The organism is Amycolatopsis sp. NPDC052450, from assembly GCF_044547565.1.
GTDB lineage: Bacteria > Actinomycetota > Actinomycetes > Mycobacteriales > Pseudonocardiaceae > Amycolatopsis.
In genome coordinates this window covers 215,758-228,881 of sequence record NZ_JBIUAQ010000002.1, presented here as the reverse complement: position 1 = coordinate 228,881, position 13,124 = coordinate 215,758, and the positions used below count along the sequence as shown (strand labels likewise).

At 70.6% G+C, this 13,124-nt stretch carries 10 protein-coding genes; 2 read left to right on the top strand and 8 right to left on the bottom strand.

Features of this window, described 5'->3' with window-relative positions; translation table 11 throughout:
* Positions 1–98 precede the first annotated feature (98 nt).
* The 5 genes from ACIHAO_RS05915 to ACIHAO_RS05895 form a co-directional block, all read right to left on the bottom strand.
* Complete coding sequence (locus tag ACIHAO_RS05915) at positions 99–1,280, bottom strand: DUF222 domain-containing protein (RefSeq protein ID WP_396555380.1); 1,182 nt, start codon at positions 1,278–1,280, stop codon at positions 99–101.
* A 137-nt stretch (positions 1,281–1,417) separates the two neighbouring features.
* Positions 1,418–2,788 (bottom strand): GH1 family beta-glucosidase, encoded by a 1,371-nt coding sequence (locus tag ACIHAO_RS05910; protein ID WP_396554984.1) that lies wholly within the window; start codon positions 2,786–2,788, stop codon positions 1,418–1,420.
* A gap of 11 nt (positions 2,789–2,799) precedes the next feature.
* Positions 2,800–4,059, bottom strand: a complete 1,260-nt coding sequence (locus tag ACIHAO_RS05905; protein WP_396554983.1) for an ABC transporter substrate-binding protein — start codon at positions 4,057–4,059, stop codon at positions 2,800–2,802.
* Positions 4,060–4,118: 59 nt separating this feature from the next.
* Complete coding sequence (locus ACIHAO_RS05900; RefSeq protein WP_396555378.1) at positions 4,119–7,772, bottom strand: BTAD domain-containing putative transcriptional regulator; 3,654 nt, start codon at positions 7,770–7,772, stop codon at positions 4,119–4,121.
* A gap of 60 nt (positions 7,773–7,832) precedes the next feature.
* Positions 7,833–9,872, bottom strand: a complete 2,040-nt coding sequence (locus ACIHAO_RS05895) for a BTAD domain-containing putative transcriptional regulator (RefSeq protein WP_396554982.1) — start codon at positions 9,870–9,872, stop codon at positions 7,833–7,835.
* 199 nt (positions 9,873–10,071) lie between these two features.
* Here ACIHAO_RS05895 and ACIHAO_RS05890 point away from each other — a divergent pair, with 199 nt between their 5' ends.
* Positions 10,072–10,323 (top strand): hypothetical protein, encoded by a 252-nt coding sequence (locus ACIHAO_RS05890; protein ID WP_396554981.1) that lies wholly within the window; start codon positions 10,072–10,074, stop codon positions 10,321–10,323.
* Positions 10,324–10,405: 82 nt separating this feature from the next.
* Positions 10,406–11,041, top strand: coding sequence for a response regulator transcription factor (locus ACIHAO_RS05885; protein ID WP_396554980.1), 636 nt, complete (start codon positions 10,406–10,408; stop codon positions 11,039–11,041).
* Here ACIHAO_RS05885 and ACIHAO_RS05880 read toward each other — a convergent pair whose 3' ends face one another.
* The 3 genes from ACIHAO_RS05880 to ACIHAO_RS05870 all read right to left on the bottom strand — a co-directional run bounded on the left by ACIHAO_RS05880 (position 11,042) and on the right by ACIHAO_RS05870 (position 13,086).
* The gene (locus ACIHAO_RS05880; RefSeq protein WP_396554979.1) at positions 11,042–11,968 is read right to left on the bottom strand and encodes a hypothetical protein; all 927 of its coding nucleotides are present in this window, start codon (positions 11,966–11,968) and stop codon (positions 11,042–11,044) included.
* 93 nt (positions 11,969–12,061) lie between these two features.
* Positions 12,062–12,589 carry an EF-hand domain-containing protein gene (locus ACIHAO_RS05875; protein WP_396554978.1) on the bottom strand — a complete coding sequence of 176 codons (528 nt, stop codon included), beginning with the start codon at positions 12,587–12,589 and terminating at the stop codon, positions 12,062–12,064.
* A gap of 98 nt (positions 12,590–12,687) precedes the next feature.
* Positions 12,688–13,086, bottom strand: coding sequence for a helix-turn-helix transcriptional regulator (locus tag ACIHAO_RS05870; protein ID WP_396554977.1), 399 nt, complete (start codon positions 13,084–13,086; stop codon positions 12,688–12,690).
* Positions 13,087–13,124 lie beyond the last annotated feature (38 nt).

Sequence of the window (13,124 nt, the reverse complement as noted above, 5' to 3'; positions counted from 1 at the left end):
GCCGTTCGGTGCGGGCTCGGGGTCATGGTCGTATTTTGGCAATGAGGCCACTGCCGTTCGGTGCGGGCTCGGGGTCATGGTCGTTTTCCGGCGACGGCTCAGAACGGCGGTGGTTCCTCGGCGCGGGGTTCGTGCAGTGGCGGTGGTGTGCTGTCGTAGCTCCGCCCGGTGGGCGTGGTGATGGTGAGGGTCCCATCGGAAGCCAGCCGGTAGACCCAGCCGGGTTCGTCTTTGAGGCGGTGGTCGCGGCGGCAGAGGTCGATCAGTTCGGTGTCACTGGTGTGGCCGCCGTGTTGCCACGGCAGCGAGTGGTCAAGGTCGCAGGCTTGGGCGACGCGGTGGCAGCCGGGTCTTCGGCATTCCCGGTCGCGTACCCGCACGAACTCGCCCAAGCCGGCGGTGGGCCGATACCGGTCCCGGCCCAGATCCAGGACCTGTCCGGAGAGCGGGTCGGTGATGATCCGGCGCAGCACGGTGTCCGCCCCGGACGCGATGTGCCGGGCCAGCGAGGCCGGGATGTGGCCGTGCCCGGCCAGCTCGGCGGGATCCTCGTTCACTCCCAGATAGGTGTCGAGATCCATGTAGAGGAACACTTCGCACCGTTCACTCTTGCCGCCTTGACCACTGAGCAGGAGATCGAGGGCGACGTCGGCGCGGAGCTGGTCGAGGGTGCGGGTCTCGTCGCCGGTCTTGAGGGCGCGTGCTTCGCGGTCGATCCGGGTGTAGGCGGCGGCGACTTTCTCCACGGGGCCGTCTTCGACCTCGATCGAGGCGACCCCGGTCTCGCCCTGCCGGATCGACAACCGCCGCCCGGCGCGGTGGCGTTCGGTCCGAAGACCCGCCCCGTCGCGGTCGGCCATCATCGCCGCGTGGTTCGCCGCTTTCCGGATCTGTTCCGAGTTCCTGCCCGGTAGCCGGTCTTCCAGTACCTCGTCCACCGCACGTGCGTCGTCGTCGGACAGCCACGCGGTGGCCGTGGCGACCTTCATCGCCTCGTAGCCGCCCACCTGCCCGCGATCCAGGAGCCCCAGTGTCCGTGGCAGCCGGGTGGTCAACGCCGCCGCCGTGGAGACCAGGCCGGCCGCGTGACCGTCCACAACAGACAGAGCGAACGCGACTTCCTGCGTCACACTGGACGCGCCGTCGCGGTGACGGTTCAGTTGCGCGAGAGCCCGGAAACGGACCGCTTCCAGTCGTGCGATTCCCTCCGACGCCGCCACGGCAGCGTCGACAGCATCCTTGTCCTCCAACGAATCCAGCGCGACATTGACCTCCTTCAACGCATCAGAAGAGGTGATTTCCTTGAGTAGCGCCACAGTGGCGTTGCGTGTGTCCACACAGAGAACATACGGCCGACCACCGACAGTTTCCGGATGCCGGAGCGTCGCCGATTTTCGGCAACAACGGGATCAGCCCTTCAGAACGCCTGAAGCCCGTTGCGCGCCACCACGTCCGCGTAGAACCGGGCACTGTCCTTGAGCACCCGTTCCTGCGTCTCGAAGTCGACGTGCACGAGCCCGAACCGCTGCGTGTACCCCATGGCCCACTCGAAGTTGTCCAGCAGCGACCAGGCCATGTAGCCGCGGACGTCGGCGCCCTGTTCGATCGCGTCGTGCACGGCGGCGAGGTGTTCGGCGAAGTACCGCACGCGTTTTACGTCGTGCACGCGCCCGTCGACGACCTCGTCCTCGAACGCGGCGCCGTTCTCGGCGATCACGAGAGGCAGGCCGGAGCAGTGTTCGTTCAGCCACAGCAACAGATCGGTGAACGACGACGGCCGTTGCTCCCAGCCGAGCGAGGTCAGTTCGCCGCGTGGTCGCTGGACGTCCATCCCGCGCAGGCCGGGTAGCGGGCAGTTGCTGTCGGCCTCGGGGTCGTCGAGCGGCACGGCGCGGGCCGGCGCGTAGTAGTTGACGCCCAGGACGTCCAGCGGCTGCGCGATGACCTCCAGGTCGCCGTCGGCGATCGCCGGTTCCAGTGTGCCGAGATGCGCCAGATCCGCCAGCAGTTCGGGCGGATAGCCGCGGCCGAGCAGGGGATCGAGGAAGAACCTGTTGTGCAGGAAGTCGAATTTGCGCGCGGCCTCTCGGTGCGCGGCGTCGTCCACGTCGGTCAGCACCGGGGCGAAGTTGAGCACGATGGACACTTCCTGGTCGCCGCCGCATGTCCGCAACGCCTGCGCGGCCCGGCCGTGCGCGAGCAGGAGGTTGTGCCCGGCGACCAGCGCCGCGCCCTCGTCCCGGATACCCGGCGCGTGGTCGCCGTTGCCGTAGCCGATGAAGGCGGCGCAGAACGGCTCGTTGATCGTGGTCCATTGCCGGACGCGGTCGCCGAGTGCTTTGTGGACGGTCAGCGCGTAGTCGGCGAAACGGTCCGCGAGATCGCGGTCGGGCCAGCCACCTTCCGCTTGCAGTGCCTCCGGCAGATCCCAGTGGTAGAGCGTCACCATCGGGGTGATCCCGTGCTCCAGCACCGTGTCGACAAGGCGATCGTAGAAGGCGAGGCCGCGGGGTTCGCTCGTGCGGCCGTCCGGCATCACCCGCGACCACGCGACGGAGAAGCGGTAGTACGGCACGCCGAGTCCGCTCAGCAGGCCGATGTCCTCGCGATAGCGCCGGTAGTGGTCACACGCCGGTTCGCCGGTGGCACCGTCGAGCACCCGGCCGGGCCGCGCGGTGAAAGTGTCCCAAATGGACGGTCCGCGGCCGTCGGCCGTCGTCGAACCTTCGATCTGGTACGCCGCCGTCGCCGTGCCCCAGCGGAACCCGGCCGGAAACCCGCGTGTCACGCCGTCCTCGCTCATTTGGCGGCCGCGGCGCGGCCCTCCGTCGAAGCCTGGTTCCATGCCTCGTCGAGCGATTGCCTTCCCTCCTCGACGCGGCCGAGCGCGTGGCCGTACACGGGCCGCACCTCGCCGTCACGCAGCCCGCGGTAGTTCGGCCGCAGCGCTTCGGCGGAGGCGGCGAAGATCTTGCCGACCGGCGCGTCACCGAAGTACTTGCTGGTGTGGGAAAGCACGGCACTGTCCTGGTAGGCGCCGAGCGCGCTGGGCAGCAGCCCGCTTTCCAGGAAGATCCGTTTCTGCTGTTCGGGCGCGGTGAGCCAGACGGCGAGGTCGTAGGCCTCTTTGCGGTGCGCGCCCTGCTTCGGCACGGTCAGGAACGAGCCGCCCCAGTTGCCCGCCTTGCCGGGAACCGCGGTGACGTCCCATTTGCCCGCCAGTTCCGGTCCGCCCGCCTCTTCGATCTGGGTGAGCATCCACGCGGGACAGGTGATGGCGGCGAACCGGCTCTGCTTGATCGCCACCGTCCACGGCTGCGTGAACGTGGTGACCGCCGCCGTCTCCTTCTTCAGCGCCATCCCGCCCGCCAGCTCGAATGCCTTGCGTACGTTGGGGTTCTTGTCCGCGACGAACGTGTCGTCCTTGGCGAAGTAGTTCTCCTCCGCCTGGTTGAGCATCGCCGTGTAGATCGTGCCCGCCGAGTCGGCGAATTTGACGTCTTCCGGCGCCTTGGCGCTGAACCGCTCCCCGGTTTCGGCGAACTTCTCCCAGGTCGGCCACAGCGCGGCCACCTGATCGCGGTCGGTCGGCAGGCCGGCGTTCGCGAACAGGTCGCGACGGTAGCAGAGGGCGAGGCTGCCCATGTCGGTGCCGAGGCCCATCACGAACTTCCCGCCGTCCGCGGTGCCCTGGTCCCATTTCCAGGCGGGCCACTGCTCGCGAAGACCCTGCGCGCCGAATTCGGACAGATCGGTGAACTTGTCCGTGGACTGGCGGAACTTGGGGAGGTACTGCTCCTCGATCGCGACGACGTCCGCGCTGCCGCGTCCGGCGCCGAGGCCGGTGGCGAGCTGCCGGTGGTGCGTTTCGAAGTCGGCGACCCGGCCCTCGACGGTGATGCCCGGATGCGCCTTCTCGTAGTCGTCGAAGAGTTTCTCGTATCCGAACTCGCCGAAGGTGGCGACGGTGAGCTTGATCGGGTCGCCGGGTTCCGGCGCGCCCGAACAGCCGGTGAGCAGCAGCACGACGGCCGTCAAGCCGGCCAGCACGCGGGTCATGGTTCTCCTCGGTCGTACGGTGATGATCGCCTTCACGCGAGCCGTCTGTGTCATCGCCTTCACGCGAGCCGTCTTGGCAGCTGATCGCCGACGGTCAGCCGGGAATCCGCGTGCAGTTTGGTCAGCACCCTCGACACCAGCGACTGCACCGTCCTCCTCGGCAGGCTCAGCTCCGCGGCGATCTCGGGATTGGACAGTTTCGCCGCCACCAGCCGCGCGACCCGCAGTTCCAGTGGCGACAACGCGCCGCTGTGCCGGGGTCCGCGTTCGGCGCGGCTCAGCACGCCGTAGCGGCGCAGCCGGTTTTCCGCGCGACGGATGCTCCAGGTGGCGCCCACTGGCCCGAGCACCTCACACGCCTCGGTGAGCGAGCGGGTGGCCGCTTCGAGGTAGCCGGCGCGGCCGAGCAGTTCGGCGGCGTCCTCCAGCGCGGCGGCGAGTTCGGTCGGGCGGCCGACCTCGCGGTAGTGATCGGCCGCGGACAGCATGCCTTCGGGATCGCCGTCGATCAGCGCGCGGCATCGGGCGGCGGCCGCGGCGGCCCTGGCGGGCACGGTCTCCTGGCTCGCCTCTTCGGCGCAGACGGCGAGTGCCTCCCGCGCGACGGTGTCGTTCCCGGCCGCGAGCGCGACGCGGACGACGTCGGGAAGCCATTGGTGGCGCAGCATCATCCGGGCGTAGTCGGGGCGCAGCACCGGCGCGATCAGCCGTAGCGCGTCGTCGAGCGCGCCGCGCTGTTCGGCGGCCATCGCCAGGGCGGCGAGGTAGAAGTCGCAGCTCTCGCGCTCGGACGAGTTCGACGGCGAATGCGCCTCGGCGGCTTCCAGATGGGCGCGGACGGAGACGCGTTCGCCCCGGTGGCCCGCGATGAGGGCGGCGACCCCGTGCAGCAACAGCGCGGCGGCGCCCGGCTCACGCACCCCGTAGAAGGTGATCGCCGGGCCGTCCTCGGTGACCGAGTCCAGTTCGGCCAGCGCCTCGTCCCAGCGGCCGGTCCAGTAGTAGTGCACGGCCGCCGAAACCTGCGGACCGGTCGGCAGGCCGTGCCGGGCCGCCGTCTCGTATCCGGTGTGCAGCGTCGCGTCGGCCTCGGCGAGCCGGTCGAGGTTCTGCAGGGTGAAGAGGCGGTTGTCGAGCAGGTCGAAGCGCAGGGTCGCCAGCTCGGCCTGGTCGCCGGTGGTCTCGAGCGCGGCGTCGATCGCGGTCAACGCCCGGTCGTGCTCGCGGCGGATCGAGTGCACGAGCCACAACGTCTGCTGCGCGTGCGCGGCGGGATAGCGTTCGCCCGCCTCGACGGCTTCGGTGTGCAGGCGCCGCGCGATCCGTTCGGTCTCGTCGAGATCGTCGAGGGTGCCGCGCCGGAAGTTGGCGAGCAGCGTCCGGGTGCTGGTGCGCCACAGTTCCGGTATCGATGGATCGTCCGCGGTGTCGGCGAGTGCCTCGATCGCGCCGGGCGTGTCGCCCCGGCGGTAGCGCAGTGCTGCGAGGAAATGCCGCATCTGCGCCAGATCCGCCTTGTCTTCGACGGTCTTCACCGCCTGCTCGGCTTCGGTCTCCGGCGCCTGTTCGAGACGGAACAGCACCCGCACCAGCGCGGCGATCAGCGTTCCCCGCTGTTCTCGGGTGGGCACCGTGCTGTCGAGCGCGCCGCGGAGGAGATCGGCCGCGATATGCGGGGCACGGTTGGACACCGCGACGTGGTTGGCGGTGAGCCAGCCCGCCAGCCACGGGTCGAACGGCACCGGCCCGGCGGCCAGCTGCTCGGCGACCCGTTTGACCGGCGCGCCCGCCCGCGCGAGCGACTCGGCGGCACGCCGGTGCAGCGCGGCGCGGACCGGTTCGGCGATGCCGCCGTAGAGCGCCTGTCGCTGGAACGGATGGTGGAAGGCGAGTTTGTCACCGGCGTACTCGATCACGCCCGCGGTGGTGGCCGGTTCCAGCTTCCGCAGCACCTCCAGCGGGCTCTTGCCCGCCAGCGTGGCGAGGTCCTCGACGGCGAATTCCGCGCCCAGCAGGGAGGCGGTGCGCAGGATCTCGGTCGTGGCCGGATCGAGGCAGCCCAGCGTGCGGGCCACCGCGGCGAGCAGTGACCGCGGCGCGTTCTCGGTGCCGTCCAGCGTCACCTCGGCCACGCCCGCCTTGATCAGCAGCGAGCCGGTGCGCACCAGGTCGTGCGCGATTTCCCTGGCGTAGAGCGGGTTCCCGGCCACACGCCGGACCAGCGGACGCAGGCTCGGCCCCAGCTTGGCCCCCAGCACCACTTCGAACACGGCGGCGATCTCGTCGTCGCTCAGCACCTCGACCGGCATGATCTCGCCGTCCCTCGCCTCGACCCCGCGGCGCAGCCGGGCGAGGTCCCGGCGGCCGTGCCCGGTACGCGTGGCGGCGACCAGCAGCAACGGCAGCTGGCGGGTGGCGGCGGCCAGTCGCTGCCACAGCAGCACACTGGCCTCGTCGGCCCAGTGGAGGTCGTCGATCACCAGCACCAGCGGGCCCGCCGCGCAGGTGTCGTCGACCAGTGCCAGCAGCTTGTCCACAGTGGACAGGATCGGGTCGGCGGGCCCCCAGTTCCCGTGCGCGGGCTCGGCATGCAGCTCACCGGCCAGCTTGGCCTTGGCCGGATCCGCCGCACCGTGGTGGACGCCGAGGCATTCCATGATCACCTGCAGCGGGAAGCGTTGCTGGAGCTCGTCGGCCGCGGTCCAGGCGAGCTGGCAGCCGCGTGCCGCGGCACCCGACAGCCCGGCGATCAGCAGCTCCGATTTGCCGATGCCCGGTTCGCCTTCGAGCCAGACCGGACGGCCGCGGCCGGCGAGCACGTCGGTGACGAACCCGTCCAGCCGTTCGACCTGCCGGTTCCGGCCGGGCAGCCGGCTCTGGCCGCCACGTTCGATCGCCTTGGCCACCGGCGGCGGCACGACCCGGATCGGGGCCGGTTTCGCGTCGGTGACCGGCTTTTCTGTGCCGCTCAGAATGCGCTGGTGCAGGTCACGCAGCGGGGCGCCGGGTTCGACGCCGAGCTCGTCCCGGAGTATTCGCCTGGCCTCGCGGTACGCGGCGAGCGCCTCAATCTGGCGCCCGCTGGCGTGCAGGGCACGCATGAGCGTCTCGTGCAGGGACTCGCGCAACGGATGCCGCCGCACCAGCGCGGTCAGCTCGGCCACCAGTTCGCGGTGGTCGCCGAGGCGGAGCAGCGCGGTGGCGCGCAGCTCGGTGGTGGTCAGCTGGAGTTCGGTCAGGCGGACGCGTTCCGCCTCCGCGAACGGGCCAGGTACGCCGGAATAGGCCTCGCCGCGCCAGACCCCGAGCGCGGTGGTGAGCCGCGCGGCCGCGCCACGCTGGTCGGCGTGGGCGAGCAGTCTCCTGGCCGCGGCGGCGTCCTGTTCGAACCGGTGGACGTCGAGCGACTCGCGGTCCAGCCGCAGGGCGTAACTCGATCCGGACGAACGCAGCATTTCGTGCGCGTCGCCGCCCGCCTTGCGGATCGCCCCGCGCAGGCCGGAGACGTAGGTGTGGACACTGCCGGTGGCGCTGGCGGGTGCCGACTCGCCCCAGACGCTCGAAATCAGTTCGCCGAGCGAGATCGCCTGGCCGCGGCGCGCCGCCAGGGTGGCGAAAACCGCGCGCTGACGGGCGGGCCCGAGCTTCAGCTCGACGTCTTCGAGCCAGGCACGAGGCGGCCCGAGCAGCTCGACGCGCAGCCCGTTCGTCACGCCGGCTCCGTTTCTCGTCATGCACCGAAAGTGGCCGGATCACTACTGTGTCCCCGCAGTTTAGGACGTCGTCGGCGTGGTCCGGTCGCGCACCCGGGCGAGCGCGTGCAGCGGCGTGCACCAGGGCTGGGCGGGCAAGGACGGCACGGTGTCCGTTCCGGGCAGCAGCAGCGCGGCGAGTTCGCCCGCCAGGTCCTGATGCTGCTCCTCGGTGAGATTCCGTTGGCGGGAAAGCAAATGGAGCAGCTCGACGGCGGGTCCGGCCGGCAACGCGCGGACGTTGCCGAGCACCCATCGCGGGATCCAGGGCGCCGTCAGTTCGTCGCCCGCCTGGAGCAGTTGCTCGGCGACCCGGTCCGCGGGCGCGCCGGAATCCGCCATGGTCGCGGCGATCTCCTGGTGCAGCACGGCGCGGATGGCGGGCGGGGTGTTCGCGGCGAAGACCGAAGCCACCAGCGGGACGCGGAACCGCAGGCGTTCTCCCTCGGATTCCAGCACGCGCGCGGCGAGCGCCTCTTCGACCGCTGTCGGTTCGCGGCCGGTGACGTCCGCGAGTTCGGCGACCGTGAACGACGAGCCGAGCAGCGCGGCCGAGTTCAGTGTTCGCTTGCAGGCCAAGGAAAGCGTGGCGAGTTGAGCTTCCACGATCGAGGCGATCCGGCTGTGCGGCGCGGTGGTCGTCTCCCGGCCGCCGGCGAAATCGGCGAACAGTTCGCACAGGTAGCCGACGTTCCCGGCGGTGTACTCGGCGGCGAATTCGAGGAAGTCCCGGCCGGGGTCCCTGGCCAGGGTCTCCTCGGCGAGCGCGGCGACGGCCGGGGCGTCGAACGGCGGCAGCGAGACGATCTCGCCGTCGAGCCCCGAGCGGAGGAGGTCGAGCAGGCCGCGCCGGGGGAGCGGGCGCGCCGAACCGACCAGCAGCAGCGGCAGCCGCGCGGTGAACCGGTGAAGCCGCTGCCAGGCGAGCAGGCTTTCCTCGTCGGCCCAGTGCAGATCTTCGAAGACGAGCACCAGCGGCCCGTCTTCGCACAGTTCGGTGACCGTTTTGCCGAGATCGTCGAGTGCTTGGCCGCCGAGGCTGTCGGCGATGAGGTTCAGCGGGACCGCGCTGGTCAGTTCGTCGGCCGTGACCCAGCGCGTGCGGCTTCCCACCGAGGCGAGGGCCTCCGCCAGAAGCGTGGTCTTGCCGCTGCCCGCCTCGCCGTCCAGCCAGACCGTCCCGCCGCGGCCTTCGTTCAGCAGGACGGACAGGTGCCGTCGCAGCCGGGCGAGTTCGAACCCGCGGCCGGCGAAAAGGGACGGCCGTCCGGGCGGCCGGTGCCGTTCCGGCTGGTCGCGGTGATGCAGCGACGGATCGTCGTCCAGGACGCGTTGCCGCAGCGCCAGCAGTTCCGGGCCGGGTTCGAGGCCGGACTGCTCGATGATCGTCTCGCGGGCGCGGTCGAACGCGGCCACCGCCTCGGCCTGCCTGCCCGCCCGGAACAACGCGGTGACCAGCATGCGGTGCAGGCCTTCGCGCAGCGGATGGCGCTCGACCAGCACCGTGAGCTCGTCCACGAGTTCGCGGTAGCCGCCGAGGTGCAGCGCGACCTCGGCCTGGCGTTCGAGCGCGCTCATGCGCAGTTCGCCCAGCCGGGCGCGCTGGGTCTCGGCGAACGGGCCGGGGATCCCGTCCAGCGCGGACCCCCGCCACTGCCCGAGCGCGAAGCGAAGCGACTCCAGCTCCCGCTGGTGCGCGCCGGCGAGCCGATGCGCGCGGGCGTGTTCCAGCTCGGCTTCGAAGACATGGACGTCGACCTGCTGCTTCGGCAGGTCGAGGCGGTAACCGGCGCGGCTGGCGACGAGCGGTTCGCCCACCGGCTCCAGCGCGCGGCGCAGCGCGGAGATGTAGGTGTACACGATGCCGGTGGCGCTGTCCGGCGGCCGCTCGCCCCAGACGGCGTCGATGAGCTCCTTGCGGGAGACGAACTGACCCGCGTGCAGGGCGAGCACGGCGAACACCGCTTGCCGCTGAGCCGGCCCGAGGGCGATCTCGCCGGCGTCGGACCGGGCAGGGGGGCCGCCCAGCAGCCGCACCGTCAGCGAGGAAACCTCGTCCATGACCTGCCGCCTGTGCGTCCGACTGCCGAAAAAAGGGGTCCTGCTCAGCGGAAAGCCTAGTGGCGCCGATGTGGGCTTCGCAATCGACCGGGCACCCACCGTGTGGGGTGACGGGCGAGTGGGCAAACCCGGACGTTCGCAGGGGCAAAGTGTCGTCCGGCGCTGGTGGCGGGTATGCGCGGCTGTGCATGCTGTGCCGGTGAGTCAGGATCAGGAGCTGTTCGCCGGAGATGTCCTGCTCAACCTCGCCCAGAACGGCGGGCTGGTGCTCGACGCCGACGAGGCCGAAGCACGCATCACCGAGCTTCGGCGCACGCTGGCCTTCGGTCACGCCCTGCTCGCCGACCCGGACTACACCGGACCCGAGGCCAGGCTCCGCGAAATCCTCGACGAGCTGCCGAAGTACGTGGAGGCGTTTCAGCTGGCCACGAAGTCCTTCACGCCTCGTTGAGAACTCGTGGAGACTTCGTGAAGAGCTCCTTCGCAGACTGTGTCCCATCCGACTGGGGCCGCGGACAAGCGGAGGGGACGAAGTGGACACGGAAACCCGACAGATCACCGTGGCGGTGCACGCGCCCGACCCGATCACCACGGCGGGCCTTGCCAGCCAGCTGGGCACGCAGCAGGGGATCGTCAGCCGGGATTGGGAGCGGCGCGCCGAGACCGACGTACTGGTGTTCGCCACGGAACGGCTGACGCCCGAGACGGTGCTCTGGCTGCGGCGGCTCGCCGCCGAGGACGGCAAGCCGGTGGTGCTCGTGGTGAGCCAGATCAGCGAGGCGGAACTCGTACCCGCCATCGAATGCCGGGTGGTGGCGGTGCTGCCGCGATCGGCCACGACCGGCGAACGGCTGGCGCACGCCGTCCGCGCCGCGGCCACCGGCGGCGGCGTACTCCCGCCGAGCCTGCTCGGCGAACTGCTCAAACACGTCGAACGGCTCCAGCGCGAAGTGCTCGACCCGATGGGCGTCAACACCGCCGGGCTCACCACGCGGGAGATCGACGTGCTGCGGCTGATGGCCGAGGGCAAGGACACCGTCGAGATCGCCGGCGAGCTCAGCTACTCGGAACGCAGCGTGAAGCACATCATCCAGGGCATCACCGGACGGCTGAAGTTGAAGAACCGGCCGCACGCCGTCGCCTACGCCGTACGGGCCGGGGTCATCTAGTTACGGGTTGTGCCGGGCCAGGCGTTCGGTGACGACGGCCAGTTCGAGCGGCTGGGCGCGTTCGCGGGCCAGCCAGAGGCATTCGCCGGCGGGCTCCTCGCCGAGGCAGGCCCGGACCAGGTGGCGATGCAGCAACACGCGTCCCGTCGGCATCGCGGTGGCGAGAGTCTCCAGCGCGTCGAGTGCCTGCTTCGCCGCAGCCCGGTCGTTTTTCCGCAACGCGAGTTCGGCGAGATCGGCCCAGGCCATGTCCGTGCCGACGGCGAGTCCGCGGGTGGCCGCGTGCAGGCGCCGGGCGGCGCGGCCGGTTTCGCCCGCCGCGATGTCGGCGCGGGCTTCCGCGATGTCGAGGAGATGCGCCAGCGTCGGCGCCGTGGCGCGGGCCGAGGCCAGCAGTTCCCGTGCCTCGGCGGGCCGCCCCCGTGACAGCAGGATCGACACGGTCGACAGGTACATCGCGGCCGATCCGATGTCGTAGCCGCGCGGCGAACGGTCGGCGACGGCGCGGCGGGCGAAGTCGATCGCCCGGGCGGGCCGGCCACGCATGGCCGCGAGCATCGAACGTTCGCCGTCCCGCAGACCGGATTCGGGGAAGGCCTCGTCGGAGAGCAGCTTTTCCGCGCGAGCTCGTTCGCCCAGCACCAGCAACGCGGAGACGTACGAGGTGATCTGCTCGTCCCGGTGCCGGGGCACTGTCCTCAACGGCCACCGCTCGCGTTCGGTCAGGTTCGCGCCGAATCGCGCGCAACGGCCGTCCCAGAGCTCGGCCAGGCCGCCGAAGAGCTCGCCCAACATGGCGGAAGCCGCCGATTCGGTGCGCCAGGAATCGTTCTCCGCCAACAGTTCCGCCGCTGCGGACCACCGGTCCCGCAGGCACAGCGCGATCGCGCTCGAGACCATCGAGTCGGTTTCCCGTACGGCGTCCACGCCTGCCATCGTGAGCCGGCAGGGCGTTCAAGACGTGGTACGTGGCGGAGTCTGGCCCGTATGGACGCCGGGTCGGCCCGAAAGCCGCGACGGTCAGGCCGCGAGCGGTCCGAAGACCAGGGTGCCCGGCGACTCGGCGTCGTCACCCGCCCAGAACTCCAGCCACAGCGCGGCGAACTCGTCCCGGGACAGCATTCCGTCGCCGTCGGAATCCAGCAGCGGGAAGGTGGTGTCGGTGTCGGTGGGGCGGCCGTTCCAGACCTCGATCAGCTGGTGGTACTCCGCCGCGGAGATGAGGTCGTCGCGGTTCTCGTCGATCGCTTCGAACATCGCGTCGGCGGTCGCGGTCACGGCCTCTGGCGTGTCCGGCAGCTTGTCCACCACCAGCAGGACCTCGTCGAGGGTCACCTTGTCGTCGCGATTCAGATCCGAGGCCGCCAGCAACGTCGTCCACCAGCTCAGCATGATGCCGGTCAGGAGCCGCTCGTCACCCGGCCCGCGTCGCCGCGCCCAGCGCTCGGCCAGCTCTCGGAAGTCCCGCTCCTGCAGGAAACCGTCGCCGTCGGCATCCATCGCGGCGAAAACGCCCGAGATCTTGCGCCGTTGCAAGTCGCTAGCCATGCGTCCGAACGATAGAACCGGACGCAGTAAAGGCATATCGGCCATTCAGGGGCCCGGCGAGCCACGATCGGGGGACGGCGGTTCACTGGTTCCCGAGGTCATTTCCCGGTGAGCGCCGCGAGGATCTTGCCCAGCGCGGACTGCGCCACCGCCGAGGTGTACGGACCGACGGCGACCAAGGAGGCGATGAGCGCCGAGGCTTCGCCCGGCGTCAGGGAGATCGGCGGCAGCACGGGCCGTGCGTCGATGCCATAGCCGCCGCGCGGCCCCCGGTTGATCGTGATGGGAACGCCCGCTTCGCGCAGACGGGTGATGTCGCGTTCCACGGTCCGCAGGCTCACTCCGGTCGCCTCCGCCAGGCTCGCGCCCGTCACCCGGCGCGGCGCCCGCACCCGCAGGAGTTCGATGATCGCGTGCTGTCGCTCGATCAGGGGCGCCGCCTGGTGCAGCTGGATCATTCCCGCGATCCCCGGGGAACCGACCGGCCGCTGGGGCATTTCCGCTCTCCTCGACTTCGAATAACCGACCCGGCTTT